Here is a 21538-nt window from a genome sequence, read left to right as displayed (position 1 = left end):
GTTACCCCAGTGCCAGCCCCTGGCTGGCCCTGATCAAATCATAAGCCTTGCGCGCAATCGGGTTCGCCGTGTTCGGGCGGATCCACAGGTAATACGTCACCTCCGGCATCCTCGGCAGCCCATCGTTCTCCCCCAATACCCGCATGTCCGGCCCGAGCATTTCCATGCTCCGTGGGGTCACGCCCAGCCCTGCGCGGGTTGCCGCCTTGATCCCGATCAGGTTCGACGCCAGATACGCCTGCCTCCATGGGATGTTCGCGCGTTCCAGCGCCTCCAGCGCATAACGCCGATAGATGCTCGGCTCATCCACCAGAATCAATGGCAGCGGCTCGCTCGGCGAGTGAATGTATTGCGCCGAACAAATCCACCACACCGGCGAGGTGCGCAACGCAAAGCCTTCAAGGTTGGCGTCTGCGCGGGTGGAAATCACCATGTCGACCTTGCCTCGGTGCAAATCATCCATCAGGAACGGGCTGCGGCCCACGTCGATTTCCAGGCGTAGGCGCGGCGCCGAGCGGGCGATGTGGCTGAGGATCGGCGGCAGGATGGTGTCGGCGATGTCGTGGGGCGAGCCGATGCGCAGCACGCCGCTGAGGCTGCTTTCGCGCAGGGAGTTAAGCGCATCGTCATTCAGTGACAGCATCTGCCGCGCATGCCGCAACAGCTGCAAGCCCGGCTCCGTCAGCTGTTTTTGCCGGCCGCGTTTTTCAAACAGGCTGACGCCCACTTGTTGCTCCAGGCGCTGCATATGCTGGGTGACAGAGGATTGTGTGCGGGCCAGGTGGGTGCCGGCTTCGGCGAAGCTGTGGTGGTCGACCACGGCGATAAAGGTGCGGAGCAGTTCAAGATCGAGGGTCGACATGGCCATTCCAGGGCAATTTTTATATCAAGGGTGCGAAGATAAACATTACATATATTTATGTGTTGTCGCGCCGGATTTTTGCGGGAGCTAATGATTGCGAGTATATGGCCAAAAACGAGGTCGTCCATATACGGGAAGTTATAACGATATGAGATATTTGAATTTCCGTTAGCCCGGCACTCTCCCTAGCATGCCCCCACATCAGGTCGGGGTACGCCGATCACTAATGAGGGGGAGTTCCATGGGTTTTGTGCGCGCGGCGGTAAAACGAAGGTTGCCTGTGGTCCTGGGCGCGTTGATCGCCCTGGGCGGCAGCGCGGTGGCTCAGGCCGATGCGACCCTGGACAAGATCCAGCAGCGCCATGTGCTGGTGGTCGGCGTGCTGCTCTCCGGCGGGCCGTTTGGCGGCATCGACCCCACCACCCAGAAGCCCAAGGGCTTGAACGTCGACCTGGCCAACGAGCTGGGCCGTCAGTTGGGTGCCGAAGTGCAATTGGTGCCGGTACTGCCGGCCAACCGCGTGCAGTTCCTGCAACAGGGCAAGGTCGACCTGCTGATCGCCAATATGGAATGGACCGTCGAGCGCGGCGAGATCCTCGGCTTCGTGCCAACACCGTTCTACAGGGTCGGCGGCACCGCAGCGGTACTCAAGGACAGCAAGATCACCCGTTGGGCAGACCTCAAGGACCAGCCGGTGTGCACCTCCCAAGGCAGCAGCTACGTGAAGCCGCTGACCGAACTGGGCGCGCAGATCAAAGCGTTCAAAAGCTCCTCCGAATCCCTGCTGGCCCTGCGCGGCAACAACTGCGTCGCCGCCGTGCATGACTCAACCCTGGTCAACCCGCTGATCAACGACAGCGCTGAATGGAAAGACTACCGCACCATCAGCCCCGAACTGAACCCGGCACCGTCGGTGATCTGGACCCGTCGCGGCGAGGGTGACACCCAGGCCAAACTCGACCCGATCGTCAAGGAGCTGCACCGCAGCGGCTGGCTGATCGAAGCCCAGACCCGCAACCACATCACCCCGGCTTCCCCGGCGCTGGTGGAATTGCAGAAACAGTTCAAGGGCGCCTGAGCATGAGATTGAACACCCTGAGCGTTCTCGGCCTGGCCTTGTGCGCAAGCCTGGCCCACGCCGACGCTACCCTCGACAAGATCCAGCAACGCCACGCCATCAGCGTCGGCGTGATTCTCAGCGGCCCGCCGTTTGGCACCCTCGACCCCAAGACCGGCGAACACCTGGGCTATAACGTCGAACTGGCCAAGGGCCTCGGCCAGGCGCTGGGTGTGGAGACCAAGACCGTCTCGGTACTGGCGCCGAACCGCGTGCAGTTCCTGCAACAGGGCAAGGTCGACGTGCTGATCGCCAATATGCAGTACACCGACGAGCGCGCCGAGATTCTCGACTATGTACCCACGCCCTATGAAGAAGTCGGCGGCGCGGCGCTGATCCGTAAGGGCGCCGGCATCACCCAGTGGGCCGACCTTAAAGACAAGCCGGTGTACGTGTCCCAGGGCAGCAACTTCATCAAGCCGCTGCAGGAAACCTACGGCGCGCAGATCAAGGCGTTCCGCAGCCAATCCGAATCTTTGCTGTCGTTGCGCGGCAATGGCTGCGTGGCGGCAGTGCACGTCAGCCCGACCATGCACGCGCTGCTGGACGATGCCGAATGGTCCGGTTACGAGATCCCGTTGCCGGGGGATTTGATCCCGTCCAAATCCGTGATCTGGGTCCGCAAGGGCGAGCACGACACCCAGGCCAAACTCGACGCCATCGTGCGCGACTGGCATCGCAGCGGCTGGTTGATCGCCTTGGGCGAACGCACCGGCATGCCGCCGTCCCAAGCCCTGCGTGATCTGCACGAGCAGTACAGCCATGAGTGAACCGCTATTCGCCACCCTGCAACAACTGCTCGGCGCCGCCCATGTGCAGCGCAGTGACGAGGCGGCCCAGTACCTCACCGACAAACAAGGCCGCTACACCGGCCAGGTGATCGCCGTGGTGCACCCGGCCACTACCGAAGAAGTCGCCGCCGTGGTGCGTGCGTGTGTGGCCCTCGAGGCACCCATTGTCGTCCAGGGCGGCAACACCGGCTTGATGGCAGGTGCGACGCCGGATGCCAGTGGCCGTGCGGTATTGCTGTTGCTCGACCGAATGAACCGGGTACGCGTGATCGATACCGACAACGACACCCTGACCGTCGAAGCCGGCTGCATCCTGCAAAACATCCAGGACGTGGCCCGCGAAGCCGGTCGCCTGTTTCCGCTGAGCCTCGGCGCCGAAGGCAGTTGCACCATTGGCGGTAACCTCGGCACCAATGCCGGCGGTACTGCCGTACTGCGTTATGGCAATACCCGCGAGCTGACCCTGGGCCTGGAAGTGGTCACCGCCGAAGGCGAAATCTGGAACGGCCTGCGCGGTTTGCGCAAGGACAACACCGGCTACGACCTGCGGGATTTGTACGTCGGCAGTGAAGGCACCCTCGGCATTATCACCGCCGCGACCCTGAAGCTGTTCCCGCTGCCCAAGGCCCAGGCCACCGCGTTGCTGGCGTTTGATGAGCTGGCCCAGGCGGTGGCGTTCCTGTCCCACGCCCGCGCCGGTTTTGGCGCCAACCTCACCGCATTCGAATTGCTCAGCGCCGATTGCCTGGCGTTATTGCGCGAGCAATTTCCCGAAGGCCCGCAACCGTTCCTGAAGGCCAGCCAGCCCTGGTTTGCCTTGCTGGAGCTGTCGGATAACCACGGCGAAACCCACGCCCGCGAAGCCTTCGAAACCGTCCTCGGTGAAGCCTTCGAACAGTCATTGCTGGCCGACGCCCTGATCGCCGAAAGCCTGGCGCAAAGCGAAGCCCTGTGGCTGCTGCGCGAAAACATGAGCGAGGCGCAGAAGCGCGCCGGGCGCAATATGAAGCACGATATCTCGGTGCCGATCTCGCAGGTCGTCGCCTTCGTGGCCCATACCGATGCGCTGTTGCAGGTGAATTTTCCCGGGGTGCGCAACTTCACGTTCGGGCACTTGGGGGACGGCAACCTGCATTACAACGTCGCTCATCCGCTGGGCTCCTCGGTGGATGAGCACATGCGTAACTACGCCGAACTGAGTTTGCTGGTGCACGACAGCGCCCACGTCCACGGCGGCTCCATCAGCGCCGAACACGGGATTGGCCAGCGCAAGGTTGGCCTGCTGGGCCGCTACAAAAGCCCGGTGGAGCTGGACCTGATGCGCCGCATCAAGCGTGCCCTCGACCCTAAAAACCTGCTCAACCCGGGCAAAGTCCTGGAGGTGCAGCCATGACCGTTCGCCTGTCCAAGCGCGTGCAGCGCGTGTCGCTGTCGGCCAACGCCGCCGCCAAATCCCGCGCCACGGAGCTGCGTGACGCTGGCCGCGACATTCTTGACCTGACCACCGGCGAGCCGGACTTCGACACCCCGGACCACATCAAGCAAGCCGCCTACGCAGCCATCGCCGCGGGCGCCACCAAATACACGCCGACACCCGGGGTAAAAGCCTTGCGCGTGGCGGTGCAGCGCAAGCTGGCCGAAGAAAACCACCTGGACTATTCGCTGCCCAACATCGTGATTGCCAACGGTGCGAAACAGATCATCTTCAACGCCTTCGCCGCCACCCTCGACGACGGCGATCAAGTGCTGGTGCCGACGCCGTACTGGCCGTCATTTCCCGACAGCGTACGTTTCAACGGTGGCGAACCGGTGTTTATCGAGTGCGGGTTGGCGCAGGGCTGCAAGCTGCTGCCGGCCCAACTGGAGCAACACATCAATGAACGCACCCGCTGGCTGATCCTTAACGGTCCGGGTAACCCGAGCGGCGCCGTCTATAGCGAGGCTGAATTACAGGCGCTGGCCGAGGTGCTGCGTCGCCACCCGCAGGTACTTGTGCTGCTGGATGAACTCTACGAACACATTCGCTTCGACGGTCGCCCGGCCCAGAACCTGCTGAACGTCACGCCGGATTTGCAGGACCGTTGCCTGCTGGTGGGCGGCGTGTCCAAGACCTACGCCATGACCGGCTGGCGCATCGGTTTCGGTGCCGGGCCGCAAACCCTGACCAACGCAATGGCGGTGGTGCAATCGCAATCCACCTCCGGTGCGTCTTCCGTCGGGCAGGCCGCCGCATTGGCCGCATTCACCGGCGGGCTGGGCTTTTTGGCCGAACAGGTGGCGGCCTATCAACTGCGCCGGGACCTGCTGATGATGGCGCTGGGTACCGTCGACGGGCTGGAAGTGCTCGAACCCCAGGGCGGCTTCTTCGTATTTGTGCGCTGCGCCGGTTTGCTCGGCCGTTATCGTCCGGATGGTCAACGCCTGAAGGATGATGGTGATGTGGTGGCTTATTTGTTGGAGGAGGGCGTAGCCGGTGTAGCCGGCAGTGCCTACGGCCTGTCGCCGTGGTTTCGCCTGTCCATCGCCACGGCGACCGACAGTGTGGCCGAGGCCGGGCGCCGTATCGCCGTCGCCTGCGGCAAACTGCGGGGCGCCGAATGAGTCATTGGCTGGAGATTTTTGTGCACTGGGCCGCCGGTATCGGCCTGAACTACAGCTTCCTTCTGGATGCGTATCAGCGCGGCACCCTGGAGCAGGGCGCGCTGACCACCGTGCTGTTGTGCCTGTTCACCATCGTCGGCAGTTTGCTGGCGGGGATCAGCCTGGCGGCGCTGCTGACCTCGGGCAACCCGTGGCTGGCCCGGCCTGCGCGGGTGTTTATCGAAGTCACCCGCAACACCCCGACCCTGGTGCAGCTGTACTGCGCGTTCCTGGTACTGAACATGCTGCTGACCCAGGCCGTGGGCGCAGCCAACCCGCTGACGCCGTTTGCCTGGGTGGTGATCGTGATCTCGCTGCACAAGGGCGCATTCCACGCTGAAGCCCTGCGCGCCGGCATCGAAGCGGTGCCCGCCGTGACCCTGGAAGCCGCGAGCTCCCTGGCCTTCAGCAGCCGGCAATTGCTGTGGAATGTGCAGTTGCCATTGGCGCTGCGCTTTGCGCTGCCGTCGCTGATCAACAACCTGATCGACCTGGTGAAAATGACCGCCGTGGCCTCGGCCATTGCGGTGGGCGATATCACCTACGCCTCGATCATGATCTGGACCCAGAGCGATAACGTGTTGGAGCTGATGATTTTGATCCTGAGCTTTTTCGGCTTGCTGAGTTTTACCGTCAATTGTGTGGGGCGCTGGCTGGAAGCGCGCCTGAGGATGCCCGGCTATGGCCATTGATTCATTCCCGGTGCTGTCGGCGTTGCTGCAATGGTCGCCGGCGCTGGTCAGCGGTTTCGGCCAGAACATCATGATCAGCCTGGTGGCGATTGCCCTCGGCTCCGTGTTGGGCCTGATGGTAGGCGCGTTGGCCATGTCGCCCTTGCGCCTGCTGCGGTTGCCGGCGCGGATCTGGGTGCAGATCTTTCGCAATGCGCCGTGGCTGGTGCTGATCTATTTCACCACCTATGTGTTCCCGTTCGAGATCCATATCGGCAGCTCTTATGTGTCGTTCCCGGACTGGGTCAAGGTGACCATCGGCCTGGCATTGCCGGCCAGTGCCAACGTGGCGGAGATCTTTCGCGGCGCCATCGGCTCGATCCCCAGCACCCAGTGGGAAGCTGCGCGTTCACTGGCGTTCACCCGTGGCCAGATCTTCCGCTCGATCATCTTGCCCCAGTGTTTCAAGCGCATGTTGCCGCCGTGGATGAACCTCTACGCGGTGGTCACCATGGGCACCGCCCTGGCCTCGCTGGTGGGCGTGCACGACGTGATCGATACCGCGCAGATCGCCAGCAACACCGTGAACATGACCGGTTTTACCGTGGTGATCTACCTGAGCCTGCTGGTGCTGTTCTTCGCCTATTGCTACCCGATTTCCCGTTTGACCCAACGCCTGGAGCGCCGTTATGCCTTCTATTGAACCCCTGGTCAGCCTGCGGGACTTGCAGCTGTCGTTCGGTGATAACCGGGTGCTCAAGGGCATCGACCTCGACGTGCATCGCGGCCAGGCGGTGTCGATCATCGGCCCGTCGGGCTCGGGCAAGTCGACCATCCTGCGCTGCATCACCGGCCTGTTGCAGCCCCAGCGCGGCACCATCCGCGTCGGCGAAACCCGGGTCGATACCCTGACCCAGGAAGCCCAGCGCATCGAGCTGCGCAAGCGCGTCGGGTTTGTGTTCCAGCAATACAACCTGTTCCCGCATTTATCCGTGCTGGAAAACCTGGTGATTGCCCCGCGCAAGGTACTCGGCCGCAACCGTGCCGACGCCGAGAAAGACGCGCGGGCGCTGTTGGCCAAGGTGCGCATGGAGCACAAGGCCGATGCTTATCCCGGCCAACTCTCCGGCGGCCAGCAGCAGCGGGTGGCGATTGCCCGGGCATTGGCCATGCGCCCGGAACTGATTCTGTTCGATGAAGTGACCTCGGCGCTGGACCCGGAAACCGTCGGCGAAGTGCTGACGGTAATTCGCGAGCTGACCGAAGAGGGCATGACCTGCGTGCTGGTGACCCATGAAATGCGCTTCGCCGAAGAGATCAGCGACATCGTCTATTTCACCGAGAACGGCGTGATCGTCGAGCACGGCAGCGCCGAGCAGATCTTCCAGCGTCCCACCAGTGAACGTACCCAGGAGTTTTTGCGCCATGCATTGGGCGATCCCGGCCGCCGGCCGCCGATTGCCCACGATCCGTACCTGTTGACCAATTTGAGCCGTTACAGCCTGTCTGTCTAACAAGAGGACCCTCGTCATGAGTACCGTAAACCGTGCCGCCGTTATCGAAGACTTTCTGCAGCAGATCCGCGTCATCAACCAGCGTGGCGTAGACCGCGCGGCCCTGGTGGAAATCGTCGGGCTGCTGGAAACCCTGGCCGAGCGCCGGGACTTGTTCAACTTCACCGAATTCCCCGCGCCGGTGCCGGGGCAGGGCAGCACTGCCTTCCGTTATCGCCTGAACGATGATGGCGACACCCCGACCCTGTACCTGAATTCGCTGCTGCCGGGCAAAAGCACCATCCCCCACAACCATGAAACCTGGGCGATCATCAGTGCCGTGGAAGGCCAGGAGATCAACTACGTGTATGGCCGCAACGATGAAGGGCGTGAGGAAGGCTTCACCACCCTGACCCTGGAGAAAGAAGTCATCGTGCAGCCGGGCACCTCCATCTCATTCCTCGGTGAAGACCTGCACGGGATTCGCGTTGAAGGTGAGCAGGCGACCTTGCACTTCCACCTGTACGGCTTGCCGCTGGAGTCCCTCAATGGCCGTTATGGCGTTGAAGCAGACGGGCGGATCCTCAACTACAACGCCTCGCAGATGGCCCCGTCGATCAAGGCCTACGCATGATCGATCTGTATTACTGGCCTACGGGCAACGGCTTGAAAGTCGGCATCCTGCTGGAAGAGCTGGAGGCAGAGTATCGCCTGATTCCCGTGAACATCCGAGAAGGCGCGCAGAAGCAGGAAAGCTTCCAGCGCATCAGCGCCAACGGGCGGATTCCGGCGATTGTGGACTACAGCCTTGAAGTGCCCCTGAGCCTGTTCGAATCTGGCGCGATCTTGAATTACCTGGCCGACAAGGCCGGGCGTTTCCTGCCGCCTGCCGGCACCGCCGAGCGCCAGAAGGTCCAGGAATGGCTGTTCTGGCAGGTGGGGCATATCACCCCGTACCTGAGCCAGTTGCAGCTATTCAAGGAGAAGGCCCCGGTGCCGATTCCCTTTGCCCTGGACTTGCTGAACGCCGAAGCCACGCGCCTGTATCGGGTGCTGGAGCAGCGCCTGGCCGAGGTGCCGTATGTGGCGGGTGAATACTCGGTGGCCGATATGGCGATTTTCCCGTGGATCCAGCCCCTGCGCCAAGGCCAGGACCTGGCGAACTACCCGAACATCCAGGCTTGGCGTCTGCGCATCAAGGCGCGCCCGGCAGTCCAGCGGGCCTACGCCAAGGGGCGTGAAGTCGCCGCCGGCGAGCGTTCGTTGGCCTTGCAGTAACTCATCTCTTTTTTGCGGGACTTTCATGAGCCAGACCATCACACCCGGGCAATTGCAACAATGGCTGTTCGACGGCCAGGAAATCGCCCTGTTCGACGTACGCGAGCACGGCCAGTACGGCGCGGCCCACCTGTTCCATGGGGTAAACCTGCCCTATAGCCGCCTGGAGCTTGAGGTGCAGCGCCTGGCACCGAATCCGCAGGTGCGCCTGGTGATTTACGACCAGGACGGCGGCGATGTGGCTGCGCGCACGGCGCAGCGCTTACAGGCGCTGGGCTACGGCCATGTGCATGTGCTGCAAGGTGGCGCTGACGGTTGGCAGGCAGCGGGTTTGCAGTTGTTTGCCGGGGTGCATGTGCCGTCAAAAGCTTTTGGCGAGTTGGTGGAAGAGGCCAGCCACACGCCCCACGTCACCGCGCAACAATTGGCGGACTGGCAGGCCACGGGCGAGCCGCTGGTGGTGCTGGACGGCAGGCCGTTCGATGAATACCGCAAGATGACCATTCCCGGTTCCATCTGCTGCCCCAACGGCGAGCTGGGCTACCGCGTGCATGACCTGGTGCCGGATGAGACGACGCCGATCGTGGTCAACTGCGCGGGTCGTACCCGCAGCATTATTGGCGCCCAGACGTTGATCAACCTCGGCGTGAAGAACCCGGTTTATGCCCTGGAAAACGGTACCCAGGGTTGGTACCTGGCCGATTTCAAGCTGGAACATGGCAGTACCCGGCGTTATGCCGACCAGGTTTCGACGGACCTGGGCCAGCAGCGCCAGGCTGCCCGGCAACTGGCAGAGCGCGCCGGGGTAGTCGGCGTCAAGGCGGATCAGGTTCGGCAATGGGTGGCAGATACGGCCCGTAGCCTGTTCCTGTGTGATGTGCGCACTGCCGAAGAGTTTGCCGCCGGCAGTCTGCCGGGGGCGCAGCATACGCCGGGCGGGCAGTTGATCCAGTCCACCGACCTTTACATCGGCGTGCGTCAGGCGCGGGTGGTGCTGGTGGACAGCGACGGCGTGCGCGCGCCGATCGTTGCCAGTTGGCTGAGGCAGCTGGGGCATGAGGCGTATGTGCTGGAGGAGGGCATCCAGAGTGGCCTGGCGTTGCCGGTCAAGCAGGCTGCGCCGTTCAAGGCACTGCCATTGATCTCGGTACAGGCGCTGGCCGATGCCCTGAAAGACAACGCCGTGGACCTGGTGGACCTGCGCCCGAGCATGGCCCATCGCAAGGGCCGCATTGCCGGTTCGCGCTGGTCGATCCGTTCGCTGTTGGCCACCGGTACGCGCCCCTTGGTACTGCTGGCAGATGACCCGGCGCTGGCCGCTTTTGCCGGGCTGGAATTGGGCGATGACGTGCATCTGCTCGACGGCGGCTACGCAGCCTGGGTCGCGGCTGGTTTGCCGGTGATCGAAGATGCGCAAACGCCACCGGATAATCAGTGCATCGACTTCCTGTTCTTCACCCACGATCGCCACAGCGGCAACAAGGACGCCGCCCGCCAATACCTGGCCTGGGAAATCGGCCTGTTGGCGCAGATGAGCGAGGCGGAGATCACCAGCCTCAAACCATTGGCGCCAGCGTCACGCGTGCGCACCCGGCTGATTCATGCCGCGCGCACTGAAGGTGGCAGCGGCGGCCGGGCGGTGAACGTACCTATCACCCGGTTGAGCACCGTGCTGTTCGACAACCTGGCCCAGATGCGCGACGCCCGCTCCCGACGCGACAGCGAGCGCGTCCTGAGTTACGGTGCACGCGGCAATCCCACCGCGTTTGCCCTGGAAGACCTGGTCACCGAACTTGAAGGCGGCTACCGCACACGGTTGTATGGCACCGGCCTGGGCGCCGCGGCGCAGACATTCCTGGCCTACTTGCGGCCCGGCGACCACGTGCTGATCACCGACGCGGTGTATTCGCCGGTGCGCAAGCTGGCCCGCGAGTTTCTTAAGCCGTTCGGCATCGAAGTCAGCTACTTCAGCCCGGACGGCAGCGGCCTGGAAGCGCAACTGCAAGCCAACACCAAAATGGTCTACGCCGAAGCACCCGGGTCCTTGCTGTATGAACTGTGTGACCTGCCCGCGATTGCCGCGCTGTGCAAACCGCGTGGCATCTTGCTGGCGGTGGACAATACCTGGGGCTCGGCCTACCTGTACCGCCCGCTGGCATTGGGCGCGGATATCTCGATCATGGCCCTGACCAAATACCTCGGCGGCCACAGCGACGTGATGATGGGCAGCGTCTGCACCACGCAAGCGGTATGGCCGGCCCTGGCAAAAATGAGCGACGCCTTTGGCAACGCGGTCAGCGCCGATGATGCGTACCTGATCCTGCGTGGTGCGCGCACCCTGGCTTCCCGGCTGGATGTGCACGAGCGCCAGGCGCTGGCGATCGCCCATTGGTTGCAGGTGCAGCCGCAGGTCAAGCGAGTGTTCCATCCGGCACTGGCAGAGCATCCTGGCCATGCGCTGTGGAAGCGTGACTTCAGCGGCAGTAACGGCTTGCTGTCGTTTGAACTCAGCAGCGCAGATGCCGGTTACGTCGAACGGTTTATCGACGGTTTGCAGCTATTCGGCCTGGGCGCGTCCTGGGGTGGCTTTGAAAGCCTGGTCACCCTGGGCGATACGCAGGATCGCGAGAGTGCTGTCGACCGTGGACTGAACCCAGTGGTGCGCCTGCATGTGGGGCTGGAAGATGTGGAAGCGTTGATCGAGGACTTGCAGCAGGGGTTCGTGGCGGCGGGGCGTTGAGCTGCGCTCCATGACAATTTGCGTCCAGCCATAGGTGCCAATCGAACTTTGTGTTTAACTTCGGCACCTGAAATTCGTTTCACTACCACCACTAGAAGGATTCCGTTCATGGCTCAAGTTACCCTCCGTGGCAACCCTGTCCAGGTCGACGGCGAGTTGCCGAAAGTCGGCGCCAAGGCGCCAGCCTTTACCCTGACTGCCGGCGATCTGTCTGACGCAACCCTGGCTACCTTTGCCGGCAAGCGCAAAGTGCTGAACATCTTCCCAAGCGTTGATACCCCGACCTGCGCCACATCGGTTCGCAAGTTCAACGCCCAGGTCAACGACGTGAACAACACCGTGGTGTTGTGCGTTTCCACTGACCTGCCATTTGCCCAAGCGCGCTTCTGCGGCGCCGAAGGCCTGGAAAACGTGAAGAACCTGTCGGACTTCCGTGACGCAGCCTTCGCTGTTGATTACGGTGTTGCGATTGCTGACGGCCCGCTCAAAGGCCTGACCGCCCGTGCCGTCGTAGTGCTGGACGAAAATGACAACGTGCTGCACAGCGAACTGGTCAGCGAAATCGGCCAAGAGCCGAACTACGAAGCAGCCCTGGCTGTTTTGAAGTAACTGTTACTACGCATTACTGTCGTTTTGCAGTAACACGCGTGATGCAGTATTACGGCCTGGCCTAGTCCAGGCCGTTTTTATTTGTGCTTCAGATGCTTAGCCAGATAGCGAATGGACTAAGCACAGAAGTTAAAAGTTGTAATCCAAGGTAAATAGCCGGTAAAGGCGCTTTTCTTAACGCGCTCCAGTGCTTATCTTTCAGCCTCCCAAAGAAGAAGCTCTCGCGCCCAATGGTTGATCACTCCATGCAATCCACCCCTCGTCACTCCCGCCGCTGGCTGTTCGGCCTGCTCGTGCTGCTGGTTATTGCCGGCCTGTGCTGGAAGTTCTGGCCCGGCAGTCACAAAGACAGCGCCGAGAAGAAGCCCGCCGGGCATGCCGGCAAGTCGGGCATGATGCGCCCGGGCTTTGGTGGCTCGACCGGCCCGGTGCCGGTACGTGTGGCGCCTGCGGTGCAGGGTGAATTCCCGGTGTACTACAAGGCACTGGGCACGGTCACTGCGTTGAACACTATTAATGTGCGCAGCCGGGTAGGCGGAGAGCTGGTCAAGATCGCCTTCGAAGAAGGGCAGATGGTCAAGGCCGGTGACCTGCTGGCAGAAATCGACCCGCGCAGCTACCAGAATGCCTTGCTCCAGGCCCAGGGCACGCTCTTGCAGAACCAGGCCCAGCTGAAAAACGCCCAGGTCGATGTGCAGCGTTATCGCGACCTGTATGCGCAAGACAGTATTGCCAAGCAAACCCTGGACACCGCCGAAGCGCTGGTGTTGCAGTACCAGGGCACGGTCAAGACCAACCAGGGCGCGGTGGATGACGCCAAGCTCAACCTCGAATTCACCAAGATCCGCGCCCCGATTACCGGGCGTGTCGGCCTGCGTCAGGTGGACGTGGGTAACCTTGTGGCCGCCAACGACACCACCTTTTTGGCGGTGATCACCCAGACCCAACCGATCAGCGTGGTCTTCACGCTGCCGGAAAACACCCTGGAAACCGTGCTGGCGCGTTATCACGCCGGTAACAAGCTGCCAGTGGAAGCCTGGGACCGTGGCGATGCGGCCCTCAAGGCCAGCGGCGTGTTGCAGAGCCTCGACAACCAGATCGACGTCACCACCGGCACCCTGAAATTCAAGGCGCGGTTCGATAACAAGGACCTGGCGCTGTTCCCCAACCAGTTCGTCAATGTGCACTTGCTGGCCGACACCCTGCATAACGTGGTGCTGGCACCGTCGGCTGCGATTCAGTTCGGCAACACCGGCACCTTTGTCTACGTGCTCGATGGTGACAAGAAGGTCAAGGTACGTCCGCTGGTGATCGGTGATTCCGACGGCGACAACACCGTGATCAAAGAAGGCCTGGCCGCCGGCGACCGCGTGGTACTGGAAGGCACCGACCGCCTGAAAGACGGCAGTGAAATCGAAGTGGTCAACGACAGCAGTGAAGTGCCGACCACCCCGACCGAACACCTGCAGGGCCAACCGGCAGCCAAGACCCAGCAAGGCCCGGCTGATGCCGGCAAGGCGCAAAAGGGCGGCAAATGAACCTCTCGCGGCTGTTCATCCTTCGCCCGGTAGCCACCACCCTGAGCATGCTGGCCATTGTTTTGGCCGGTGCGATCGCTTACCGCTTGTTGCCGGTCTCGGCCTTGCCCCAGGTGGATTACCCGACCATCCGGGTGATGACCCTGTACCCCGGTGCCAGCCCGGATGTGATGACCAGCGCGGTGACGGCGCCCCTGGAGCGTCAGTTCGGGCAAATGCCCGGCCTGACCCAAATGGCGTCCACCAGCTCCGGGGGCGCCTCGGTGCTGACCCTGCGTTTCAACCTCGACATCAACATGGATGTCGCCGAGCAACAGGTGCAGGCCGCGATCAACGCCGCCACCAACCTGCTGCCCAAGGATTTGCCGGCGCCGCCGGTGTACAACAAGGTCAACCCGGCGGACACCCCGGTGCTGACCCTGGCCATCACCTCCAAGACCATGCTGCTGCCCAAGCTTAACGACTTGGTCGATACGCGCATGGCGCAAAAAATCGCGCAGATCAGCGGCGTGGGCATGGTCAGCATCGCCGGCGGCCAGCGCCAGGCAGTGCGGATCAAGGTCAACCCCGAGGCGCTCGCGGCCAACGGCTTGAACCTGTCGGACGTGCGCACCCTGATCGCCGCCTCCAACGTCAACCAGCCCAAGGGTAACTTCGACGGCCCCACGCGGGTGTCGATGCTCGACGCCAACGACCAGTTGGTCTCACCCAAGGAATACGCCGAGCTGATCCTGGCCTACAAAAACGGCGCGCCGTTGCGGCTCAAGGATGTGGCGCAGATCGTCGACGGCGCCGAGAACGAACGCCTCGCGGCCTGGGCCAATGAAAACCAGGCGGTGCTGCTGAACATCCAGCGCCAGCCTGGGGCCAACGTTATCGAGGTGGTGGACCGGATCAAGGCGCTGCTGCCGAGCATCACCGACAACCTGCCGGCCGGCCTGGACGTGACGGTGCTGACCGACCGTACCCAGACCATCCGTGCCTCGGTCAAGGACGTACAATACGAATTGCTGCTCGCCGTTGCTCTGGTGGTGATGGTGACGTTCCTGTTCCTGCGCCGTTTCAGTGCCACCATCATTCCGTCCATCGCTGTGCCGCTGTCACTGGTGGGTACCTTCGGCGTGATGTACCTGGCCGGTTTCTCCATCAACAACCTGACACTGATGGCGCTGACCATCGCCACCGGTTTTGTGGTGGACGACGCCATCGTGATGCTGGAGAACATTTCCCGCTATATCGAGGAAGGCGAGACGCCGATGGCCGCCGCGCTCAAGGGCGCCAAGCAAATCGGCTTCACCCTGATTTCCCTGACCCTGTCGCTGATCGCGGTATTGATACCGCTGCTGTTCATGGCCGATGTGGTCGGGCGTTTGTTCCGTGAATTCGCCATCACCCTGGCGGTGGCGATCCTGATTTCCCTGGTGGTGTCCCTGACCCTGACGCCGATGATGTGCGCGCGTTTGCTCAAGCGCGAACCCAAGGAAGAAGAGCAAGGGCGTTTCTACAAGGCCAGCGGCGCCTGGATCGATTGGCTGATCGAAGCCTACGGGCGCAAATTGCAGTGGGTGCTCAAGCACCAGCCGCTGACCTTGCTGGTAGCCATCGCTACCCTGGGCCTGACCGTGGTGCTGTACCTGGCGGTGCCCAAGGGCTTCTTCCCGGTGCAGGACACCGGCGTGATCCAGGGCATTTCCGAAGCGCCGCAGTCGATCTCCTTTGCGGCCATGAGCCAGCGCCAGCAGGAGCTGGCGAAGATCATCCTCCAAGACCCAGCGGTGGAGAGCCTGTCCTCCTATATCGGGGTGGACGGTGATAACGCCACCCTTAACAGTGGTCGCCTGCTGATCAACCTCAAGCCCCACGGCGAAAGGGACCTGAGCGCAGCGCAAATCATCACGCGTCTGCAGCCGCAGCTGGACAAGCTGGTGGGTATCCGCCTTTTCATGCAGCCGGTGCAGGACCTGACCATCGAAGACCGTGTCAGCCGCACCCAGTACCAGTTCAGCATGTCCTCGCCGGACGCCGAGCTGCTGGCCCTGTGGAGCGACAAGCTGGTACACGCCCTCAGCCAGTTGCCGGAACTCTCTGACGTCGCCAGCGACCTGCAGGACAAAGGCTTGCAGGTGTACCTGGTGATCGACCGCGACGCCGCTTCGCGGCTTGGCGTGTCGGTGTCGACCATCACCGATGCGCTGTACGACGCCTTCGGCCAGCGGCAGATTTCCACCATCTACACCCAGGCCAGCCAATACCGCGTGGTGTTGCAGGCCCAGTCGGGGGAAACCCTCGGCCCGGCCGCCCTGAACCAGATCCACGTGAAAACCACCGACGGCGGCCAGGTACGGCTGTCGAGCCTGGCCCATGTGGAACAGCGCCAGGCCCAATTGGCGATCGCGCATATCGGCCAGTTCCCGGCGGTGATGATGTCGTTCAACCTGGCCCCTGGTGTGGCGCTGGGCAAGGGCGTGGAGCTGATCAACCAGGCCCAGAAAGACATCGGCATGCCGGTGGGCGTACAGACTCAATTCCAGGGCGCGGCCCAGGCATTCGAGGCTTCGCTGTCGAGCACCTTGCTGCTGATCCTGGCGGCGGTGGTGACCATGTACATCGTGCTGGGTGTGCTCTACGAGAGCTACATCCACCCGATCACCATTCTCTCGACCTTACCGTCGGCGGCGGTGGGGGCCTTGCTGGCCTTGTTGCTCAGTGGCAACGACCTGGGGATGATCGCGATCATCGGCATCATCCTGTTGATCGGTATCGTGAAGAAGAACGCGATCATGATGATCGACTTCGCCCTCGACGCTGAACGCAACCAGGGCCTGGACCCGCAAACCGCGATCTATCAGGCAGCGCTGTTGCGTTTCCGCCCGATCCTCATGACCACCCTGGCCGCGTTGTTCGGTGCCGTGCCATTGATGCTCGCCACCGGTTCCGGTGCGGAGTTGCGTCAGCCGCTGGGCCTGGTGATGGTCGGCGGGCTGCTGGTGAGCCAGGTGTTGACCCTGTTCACCACCCCGGTGATCTACCTGTATTTCGACCGCCTGGGTCGGCGCTGGCGCAAAGAGCCTGTGCGCCTGGAGCCGGTTGAGTCATGAACCTGTCCGGACCTTTCATTCGCCGGCCGGTAGCGACCATGCTGCTGAGCCTGGCGATCATGTTGTTGGGCGGCGTGGCCTTCAACTTGCTGCCGGTGTCGCCGCTGCCGCAGATCAACTTTCCGGTGATCGTGGTATCGGCCAGCCTGCCCGGCGCCAGCCCCGAGGTCATGGCCTCCACGGTGGCAACGCCGCTTGAGCGATCCTTCGGCGCGATTTCCGGCATCACCACCATGAGCAGTTCGTCGAGCCAGGGCTCGACCCGGGTGATCCTTGCGTTCGACTCCAATCGCGACATCAACGGTGCGGCGCGGGAAGTGCAAGCGGCCATCAACGCCTCGCGCAACCTGCTGCCCAGCGGCATGCGCAGCATGCCCACCTATAAGAAGATCAACCCGTCCCAGGCGCCGATCATGGTGCTGTCACTGACGTCGGACGTGTTGCCCAAGGGTCAGCTGTACGACCTGGCCTCGACCATCCTGTCCCAAAGCCTGTCCCAGGTGCCGGGCGTGGGTGAAGTACAGATCGGCGGCAGCTCCTTGCCCGCCGTGCGTATCGAACTTGAGCCCAAGGCCCTGGACCAGTACGGCGTAGCCCTGGACGATGTGCGCAACACTATCGCCAATGCCAACGTGCGACGGCCCAAGGGTTCGCTGGAAGACAGTGAGCGCAACTGGCAGATCCAGGCCAACGACCAGCTGGAAAAAGCCAAGGACTACGAACCACTGCTGATTCGCTACCAGAACGGCGCTGCCCTGCGCCTGGGTGACGTGGCCAAGATCAGCGACGGCGTGGAAGACCGCTACAACAGCGGCTTCTTCAACAATGACTCTGCGGTGCTGCTTGTGATCAACCGCCAGTCGGATGCCAACATCATCGAGACGGTCAAGCAGATCAAGGCCCAGTTGCCGGCGTTGCAGGCGGTGTTGCCGTCCAGCGTCAAGCTGAACCTGGCCATGGACCGCTCGCCTGTCATCACCGCTACGCTGCACGAGGCCGAGATGACCTTGTTGATCGCCGTGGCCTTGGTGATCCTGGTGGTGTACCTGTTCCTCGGTAACTTCCGTGCGTCGTTGATTCCTACCCTGGCAGTGCCGGTGTCCTTGGTGGGTACCTTTGCCGTGATGTACCTGTTCGGCTTTTCCCTGAATAACCTCTCGCTGATGGCGTTGATCCTCGCCACCGGCCTGGTGGTGGACGATGCCATCGTGGTGCTGGAGAACATTTCCCGGCATATCGACGAGGGCGTGCCGCCGATGAAGGCGGCGTATCTTGGGGCCAAGGAAGTTGGCTTTACCTTGCTGTCGATGAACGTTTCGCTGGTGGCGGTGTTCCTCTCCATCCTGTTTATGGGCGGGATCGTCACCAGTTTGTTCCGCGAGTTTTCGATCACCCTGGCGGCGTCCATTATCGTCTCGCTGGTGGTGTCGCTGACCCTGACCCCGATGCTCTGTGCCCGCTGGCTCAAGCCGCACATCCCGGGGCAGGAGACCGGTTTGCAGCGCTGGAGCGAGAAGGTTCACGCGCGCATGGTCGCCGGCTACGCCCGCAGCCTCGACTGGGTGCTGCGCCATCGGCGCCTGACCCTGCTTAGTCTGTTGATCACCATTGGCGTCAACGTTGCCCTGTACGTGGTGGTGCCGAAAACCTTCATGCCCCAGCAAGACACCGGCCAGTTGATCGGTTTTGTGCGCGGTGATGACGGGCTGTCGTTTGGCGTGATGCAGCCGAAGATGGAAATCTTCCGCCAGGCCGTGCTCAAGGACCCGGCGGTGCTTAGCGTGGCCGGCTTTATTGGCGGCAACAACGGCACCAACAACGCGGTGATGCTGGTGCGACTCAAACCCATCAGCGAGCGCAAGATTTCCGCCCAGGGTGTGATCGAGCGCTTGCGTAAAGACGTGCCGCTGGTGCCGGGTGGGCGTCTGTTCCTGATGGCCGACCAGGACCTGCAGTTTGGTGGCAGCCGCGACCAGACCACCGCGCAGTATTCCTACATTCTGCAAAGCGGCGACCTGGCGGCCTTGCGCCTGTGGTACCCGAAAGTGGTCGCCGCGTTGCGTGAGCTGCCCGAACTGACCGCCATCGACGCCCGTGAGGGTCGCGGTGCGGCGCAGGTCACGCTGATTGTCGACCGCGACCAGGCCAAACGCCTGGGCATCGACATGAGCATGGTCACGGCGGTACTGAACAACGCCTACAGCCAGCGGCAGATTTCGACCATCTATGACAGCCTCAACCAGTATCAGGTTGTGATGGAGGTCAACCCGAAATACGCCCAGGACCCGATTACCCTGAATCAGATGCAGGTCATCACATCGACCGGTGCGCGGGTGCCGCTGTCGACCATTGCCCACTATGAAAACAGCCTGGCCGACGACACGGTCCGCCATGAAGGGCAGTTTGCGTCGGAAAACATTGCGTTCGACATGGCCCCCGGCGTGACGGTGGAGCAGGGCACGGGTGCCATCGAGCGGGCGATTGCCAAGGTCGGCTTGCCGGAAGATGTGATTGCGAAGATGTCCGGCACCGCCGATGCGTTCGCGGCCACCCAGAAAGGCCAGCCGTTCATGATCCTCGGCGCACTGGTGGCGGTGTACCTGGTGCTGGGTATTCTGTACGAGAGCTACATCCACCCGCTGACCATCCTGTCGACCTTGCCCTCGGCGGGCGTCGGCGCGTTGTTGTCGATCTATGTGCTGGGGGGCGAGTTCAGCTTGATCTCGCTGTTGGGGTTGTTCCTGTTGATCGGGGTCGTGAAGAAAAACGCGATCCTGATGATCGACCTTGCGCTGCAACTGGAGCGCCACGACGGCATGACCCCGCTGGAATCGATTCGCGCCGCCTGCCTTGTGCGGCTGCGGCCGATCCTGATGACCACCCTGGCGGCGATCCTCGGCGCCTTGCCATTGCTGCTCAGCACCGCCGAAGGCGCAGAAATGCGCCAGCCTTTGGGCCTGACGATTATCGGCGGCCTGATAGTCAGCCAGATCCTGACCCTTTACACCACGCCTGTGGTTTACCTTTATCTCGACCGCCTGCGCCACCGTTTCAACGGCTGGCGCGGAGTGCGTACCGATGCTGCCCTGGACACTGCGCTATGACCGACTCAACGCGTTCCCCTGTAGGAGCGAGCTTGCTCGCGAAGGGCGTCAACGATAACGCTGACATCCTGAATGAACTTGGTGTTCTCAGGCTTTTCGCGAGCAAGCTCGCTCCTACAGTGGGCCTCGTGCTGATGCTCAGCGCCTGCGCCGTCGGCCCGGATTACAAACGCCCCGAATTGACCGAGCCGGCCCAGTACAAAGAAGCCCAGGGCTGGCGCCAGGCCTCGCCCAGCGACTCGTTGGCCCGGGGTGCCTGGTGGGAGCTGTACGGCGACAAACAACTCAATGAACTGGTAGAGAAACTCAACAGCTCCAACCAGACCGTGGCCCAGGCCGAGGCGCGTTATCGCCAGGCTGCATCGCAGGTGCGCAGTGCCCGTGGGGCGTTCTTCCCGACCGTCGACCTGAGTGCCGACAAAAGCCGGGCCAGCCAGGGTACCGGCAGCAGTAACGCCAGCCTGAGCAGTTCCAGCAGCGGTATCCGCAACACCTTGAATGCTCAGGTGGGCGTGAGCTGGGAAGCCGATATCTGGGGCAAATTGCGCCGGGGCCTGGAAGCCAACGAAGCCAGTGCCGAAGCCAGCGCTGCGGACCTGGCGGCGATGCGCCTCAGCCAGCAATCGGAATTGGTGCAGGATTACCTGCAACTGCGGGTCATGGATGAACAGACCCGTTTGCTGCAAGCCACGGTGGACGCTTATCAGCGCTCCCTGCAAATGACCCAGAACCAATACCGCGCCGGTGTCTCGGGCAAGGACGCCATCGCCCAGGCCCAGACCCAGCTGAAAAGCACCCAGGCCAGCATGATCGACCTGATCTGGCAGCGCGCGCAGCTTGAAAACGCGATTGCCGTGCTGACCGGTGTGCCGCCGGCCAACTTCAACCTGGCGGTGAGCAAGGACATTCCGGCGCTGCCGCAGATTCCGGTGAGCCTGCCCTCGCAACTGCTGGAGCGCCGCCCGGATATTTCCCAGGCTGAGCGCTCGGTGATTGCCGCCAACGCCAATATCGGTGTGGCCAAAACCGCTTACTACCCGGACCTGACCCTGAGCCTGGCCGGCGGGTATTCCAGCAGCACTTACGCCGACTGGATCAGCCTGCCGAACCGCTTCTGGTCGGTGGGGCCGAAACTGGCGATGACCCTGTTTGACGGCGGCCAGCGCTCGGCGGAAGTCGACCGTGCCGAAGCGTCCTATGACGAAACCGTGGCCAAGTACCGCCAGACCGTACTCGACGGTTTCCGCGAGGTGGAAAACTACATGGTTCAGCTCAAGGTCCTGGAAGACGAGGCGGTCGTCAGCAACGAGGCCCTCGAATCTGCCCGGGAATCCCTGCGCCTGACCCAGAACCAGTACAAGGCCGGTTTGATCGCGTATCTCGATGTGGTCACCGTGCAAGCAACTGCCCTGAGCAACGAGCGCACGGTGCTGACCCTGCTGCAAACCCGGCTGGTTGCCAGTGTGCAATTGATCGCCGCGCTGGGTGGTGGTTGGGATGGGCAGATGCAACTGAGCGATAAGAAGTAAACAACGATCCGATGGGTGTGCGGGCTTGTGTGGGAGCGGGCTTGCTCGCGAAGGCAGCGGGTCAGTTG

Annotated in this window: 16 protein-coding genes; 15 read left to right on the top strand and 1 reads right to left on the bottom strand. The window is 62.5% G+C overall.

The window, feature by feature from the left end; genetic code table 11:
* Nucleotide 1: 1 nt before the first annotated feature.
* Nucleotides 2–862 (bottom strand): LysR substrate-binding domain-containing protein, encoded by an 861-nt coding sequence (locus CEC48_RS02970; protein WP_371132002.1) that lies wholly within the window; start codon nt 860–862, stop codon nt 2–4.
* 241 nt (nt 863–1103) lie between these two features.
* On the opposite strand from CEC48_RS02970, the gene CEC48_RS02965 reads away from it, so the two are divergent.
* The 15 genes from CEC48_RS02965 (at nt 1104) to CEC48_RS02895 (ending at nt 21470) form a co-directional block, all read left to right on the top strand.
* Entirely contained in the window at nt 1104–1940 is an 837-nt protein-coding gene (locus CEC48_RS02965; protein WP_088422377.1) for a transporter substrate-binding domain-containing protein, read from the top strand.
* Between the two features lie 2 nt (nt 1941–1942).
* The gene (locus CEC48_RS02960) at nt 1943–2749 is read left to right on the top strand and encodes a transporter substrate-binding domain-containing protein (RefSeq protein ID WP_088422376.1); all 807 of its coding nucleotides are present in this window, start codon (nt 1943–1945) and stop codon (nt 2747–2749) included.
* Nucleotides 2742–4163 carry an FAD-binding oxidoreductase gene (locus tag CEC48_RS02955; RefSeq protein WP_088422375.1) on the top strand — a complete coding sequence of 474 codons (1422 nt, stop codon included), beginning with the start codon at nt 2742–2744 and terminating at the stop codon, nt 4161–4163. The genes CEC48_RS02960 and CEC48_RS02955 overlap by 8 nt, the downstream gene beginning before the upstream one ends.
* The gene (locus CEC48_RS02950) at nt 4160–5371 is read left to right on the top strand and encodes an aminotransferase class I/II-fold pyridoxal phosphate-dependent enzyme (protein WP_088422374.1); all 1212 of its coding nucleotides are present in this window, start codon (nt 4160–4162) and stop codon (nt 5369–5371) included. Before CEC48_RS02955 ends, CEC48_RS02950 begins: the two co-directional genes overlap by 4 nt.
* The gene (locus CEC48_RS02945; protein WP_088422373.1) at nt 5368–6102 is read left to right on the top strand and encodes an amino acid ABC transporter permease; all 735 of its coding nucleotides are present in this window, start codon (nt 5368–5370) and stop codon (nt 6100–6102) included. Before CEC48_RS02950 ends, CEC48_RS02945 begins: the two co-directional genes overlap by 4 nt.
* Entirely contained in the window at nt 6092–6784 is a 693-nt protein-coding gene (locus CEC48_RS02940) for an amino acid ABC transporter permease (protein ID WP_088422372.1), read from the top strand. Before CEC48_RS02945 ends, CEC48_RS02940 begins: the two co-directional genes overlap by 11 nt.
* Nucleotides 6771–7595: an amino acid ABC transporter ATP-binding protein gene (locus CEC48_RS02935; protein ID WP_088422371.1), complete on the top strand. Its 825-nt coding sequence runs from the start codon at nt 6771–6773 to the stop codon at nt 7593–7595. The genes CEC48_RS02940 and CEC48_RS02935 overlap by 14 nt, the downstream gene beginning before the upstream one ends.
* A 16-nt stretch (nt 7596–7611) precedes the next feature.
* Entirely contained in the window at nt 7612–8208 is a 597-nt protein-coding gene (locus CEC48_RS02930; RefSeq protein ID WP_088422370.1) for a cysteine dioxygenase, read from the top strand.
* Complete coding sequence (locus CEC48_RS02925; protein WP_088422369.1) at nt 8205–8852, top strand: glutathione S-transferase family protein; 648 nt, start codon at nt 8205–8207, stop codon at nt 8850–8852. Before CEC48_RS02930 ends, CEC48_RS02925 begins: the two co-directional genes overlap by 4 nt.
* A gap of 25 nt (nt 8853–8877) precedes the next feature.
* Nucleotides 8878–11592 carry a cystathionine beta-lyase gene (metC, locus tag CEC48_RS02920; RefSeq protein WP_088422368.1) on the top strand — a complete coding sequence of 905 codons (2715 nt, stop codon included), beginning with the start codon at nt 8878–8880 and terminating at the stop codon, nt 11590–11592.
* 108 nt (nt 11593–11700) lie between these two features.
* On the top strand, nt 11701–12201 hold the full coding sequence (gene tpx / locus CEC48_RS02915) for a thiol peroxidase (protein ID WP_088422367.1): 501 nt from the start codon (nt 11701–11703) through the stop codon (nt 12199–12201).
* A 230-nt stretch (nt 12202–12431) separates the two neighbouring features.
* Nucleotides 12432–13739: an MdtA/MuxA family multidrug efflux RND transporter periplasmic adaptor subunit gene (locus CEC48_RS02910; protein ID WP_088422366.1), complete on the top strand. Its 1308-nt coding sequence runs from the start codon at nt 12432–12434 to the stop codon at nt 13737–13739.
* Nucleotides 13736–16837, top strand: a complete 3102-nt coding sequence (locus CEC48_RS02905; RefSeq protein ID WP_088422365.1) for an MdtB/MuxB family multidrug efflux RND transporter permease subunit — start codon at nt 13736–13738, stop codon at nt 16835–16837. Before CEC48_RS02910 ends, CEC48_RS02905 begins: the two co-directional genes overlap by 4 nt.
* On the top strand, nt 16834–19941 hold the full coding sequence (locus CEC48_RS02900; protein ID WP_088422364.1) for an efflux RND transporter permease subunit: 3108 nt from the start codon (nt 16834–16836) through the stop codon (nt 19939–19941). The genes CEC48_RS02905 and CEC48_RS02900 overlap by 4 nt, the downstream gene beginning before the upstream one ends.
* Nucleotides 19938–21470: an efflux transporter outer membrane subunit gene (locus CEC48_RS02895; protein ID WP_088422363.1), complete on the top strand. Its 1533-nt coding sequence runs from the start codon at nt 19938–19940 to the stop codon at nt 21468–21470. The genes CEC48_RS02900 and CEC48_RS02895 overlap by 4 nt, the downstream gene beginning before the upstream one ends.
* The last annotated feature ends 68 nt before the right edge of the window (nt 21471–21538 follow it).

This window comes from Pseudomonas sp. K2I15, assembly GCF_002204795.1.
In the GTDB taxonomy this organism is placed as follows: Bacteria; Pseudomonadota; Gammaproteobacteria; order Pseudomonadales; family Pseudomonadaceae; genus Aquipseudomonas.
The sequence above is the reverse complement of the archived record's forward strand: the minus strand, read 5'-3'. Positions and strand labels throughout refer to the sequence as shown.

What these genes read in the sequence shown, in the direction of transcription:
- CEC48_RS02970 (WP_371132002.1), bottom strand. Translation starts at nt 862, where the DNA reads ATGTCGACCCTCGATCTTGAACTGCTCCGCACCTTTATCGCCGTGGTC.
- CEC48_RS02965 (WP_088422377.1), top strand. Translation starts at nt 1,104, where the DNA reads ATGGGTTTTGTGCGCGCGGCGGTAAAACGAAGGTTGCCTGTGGTCCTG.
- CEC48_RS02960 (WP_088422376.1), top strand. Translation starts at nt 1,943, where the DNA reads ATGAGATTGAACACCCTGAGCGTTCTCGGCCTGGCCTTGTGCGCAAGC.
- CEC48_RS02955 (WP_088422375.1), top strand. Translation starts at nt 2,742, where the DNA reads ATGAGTGAACCGCTATTCGCCACCCTGCAACAACTGCTCGGCGCCGCC.
- CEC48_RS02950 (WP_088422374.1), top strand. Translation starts at nt 4,160, where the DNA reads ATGACCGTTCGCCTGTCCAAGCGCGTGCAGCGCGTGTCGCTGTCGGCC.
- CEC48_RS02945 (WP_088422373.1), top strand. Translation starts at nt 5,368, where the DNA reads ATGAGTCATTGGCTGGAGATTTTTGTGCACTGGGCCGCCGGTATCGGC.
- CEC48_RS02940 (WP_088422372.1), top strand. Translation starts at nt 6,092, where the DNA reads ATGGCCATTGATTCATTCCCGGTGCTGTCGGCGTTGCTGCAATGGTCG.
- CEC48_RS02935 (WP_088422371.1), top strand. Translation starts at nt 6,771, where the DNA reads ATGCCTTCTATTGAACCCCTGGTCAGCCTGCGGGACTTGCAGCTGTCG.
- CEC48_RS02930 (WP_088422370.1), top strand. Translation starts at nt 7,612, where the DNA reads ATGAGTACCGTAAACCGTGCCGCCGTTATCGAAGACTTTCTGCAGCAG.
- CEC48_RS02925 (WP_088422369.1), top strand. Translation starts at nt 8,205, where the DNA reads ATGATCGATCTGTATTACTGGCCTACGGGCAACGGCTTGAAAGTCGGC.
- metC (WP_088422368.1), top strand. Translation starts at nt 8,878, where the DNA reads ATGAGCCAGACCATCACACCCGGGCAATTGCAACAATGGCTGTTCGAC.
- tpx (WP_088422367.1), top strand. Translation starts at nt 11,701, where the DNA reads ATGGCTCAAGTTACCCTCCGTGGCAACCCTGTCCAGGTCGACGGCGAG.
- CEC48_RS02910 (WP_088422366.1), top strand. Translation starts at nt 12,432, where the DNA reads ATGGTTGATCACTCCATGCAATCCACCCCTCGTCACTCCCGCCGCTGG.
- CEC48_RS02905 (WP_088422365.1), top strand. Translation starts at nt 13,736, where the DNA reads ATGAACCTCTCGCGGCTGTTCATCCTTCGCCCGGTAGCCACCACCCTG.
- CEC48_RS02900 (WP_088422364.1), top strand. Translation starts at nt 16,834, where the DNA reads ATGAACCTGTCCGGACCTTTCATTCGCCGGCCGGTAGCGACCATGCTG.
- CEC48_RS02895 (WP_088422363.1), top strand. Translation starts at nt 19,938, where the DNA reads ATGACCGACTCAACGCGTTCCCCTGTAGGAGCGAGCTTGCTCGCGAAG.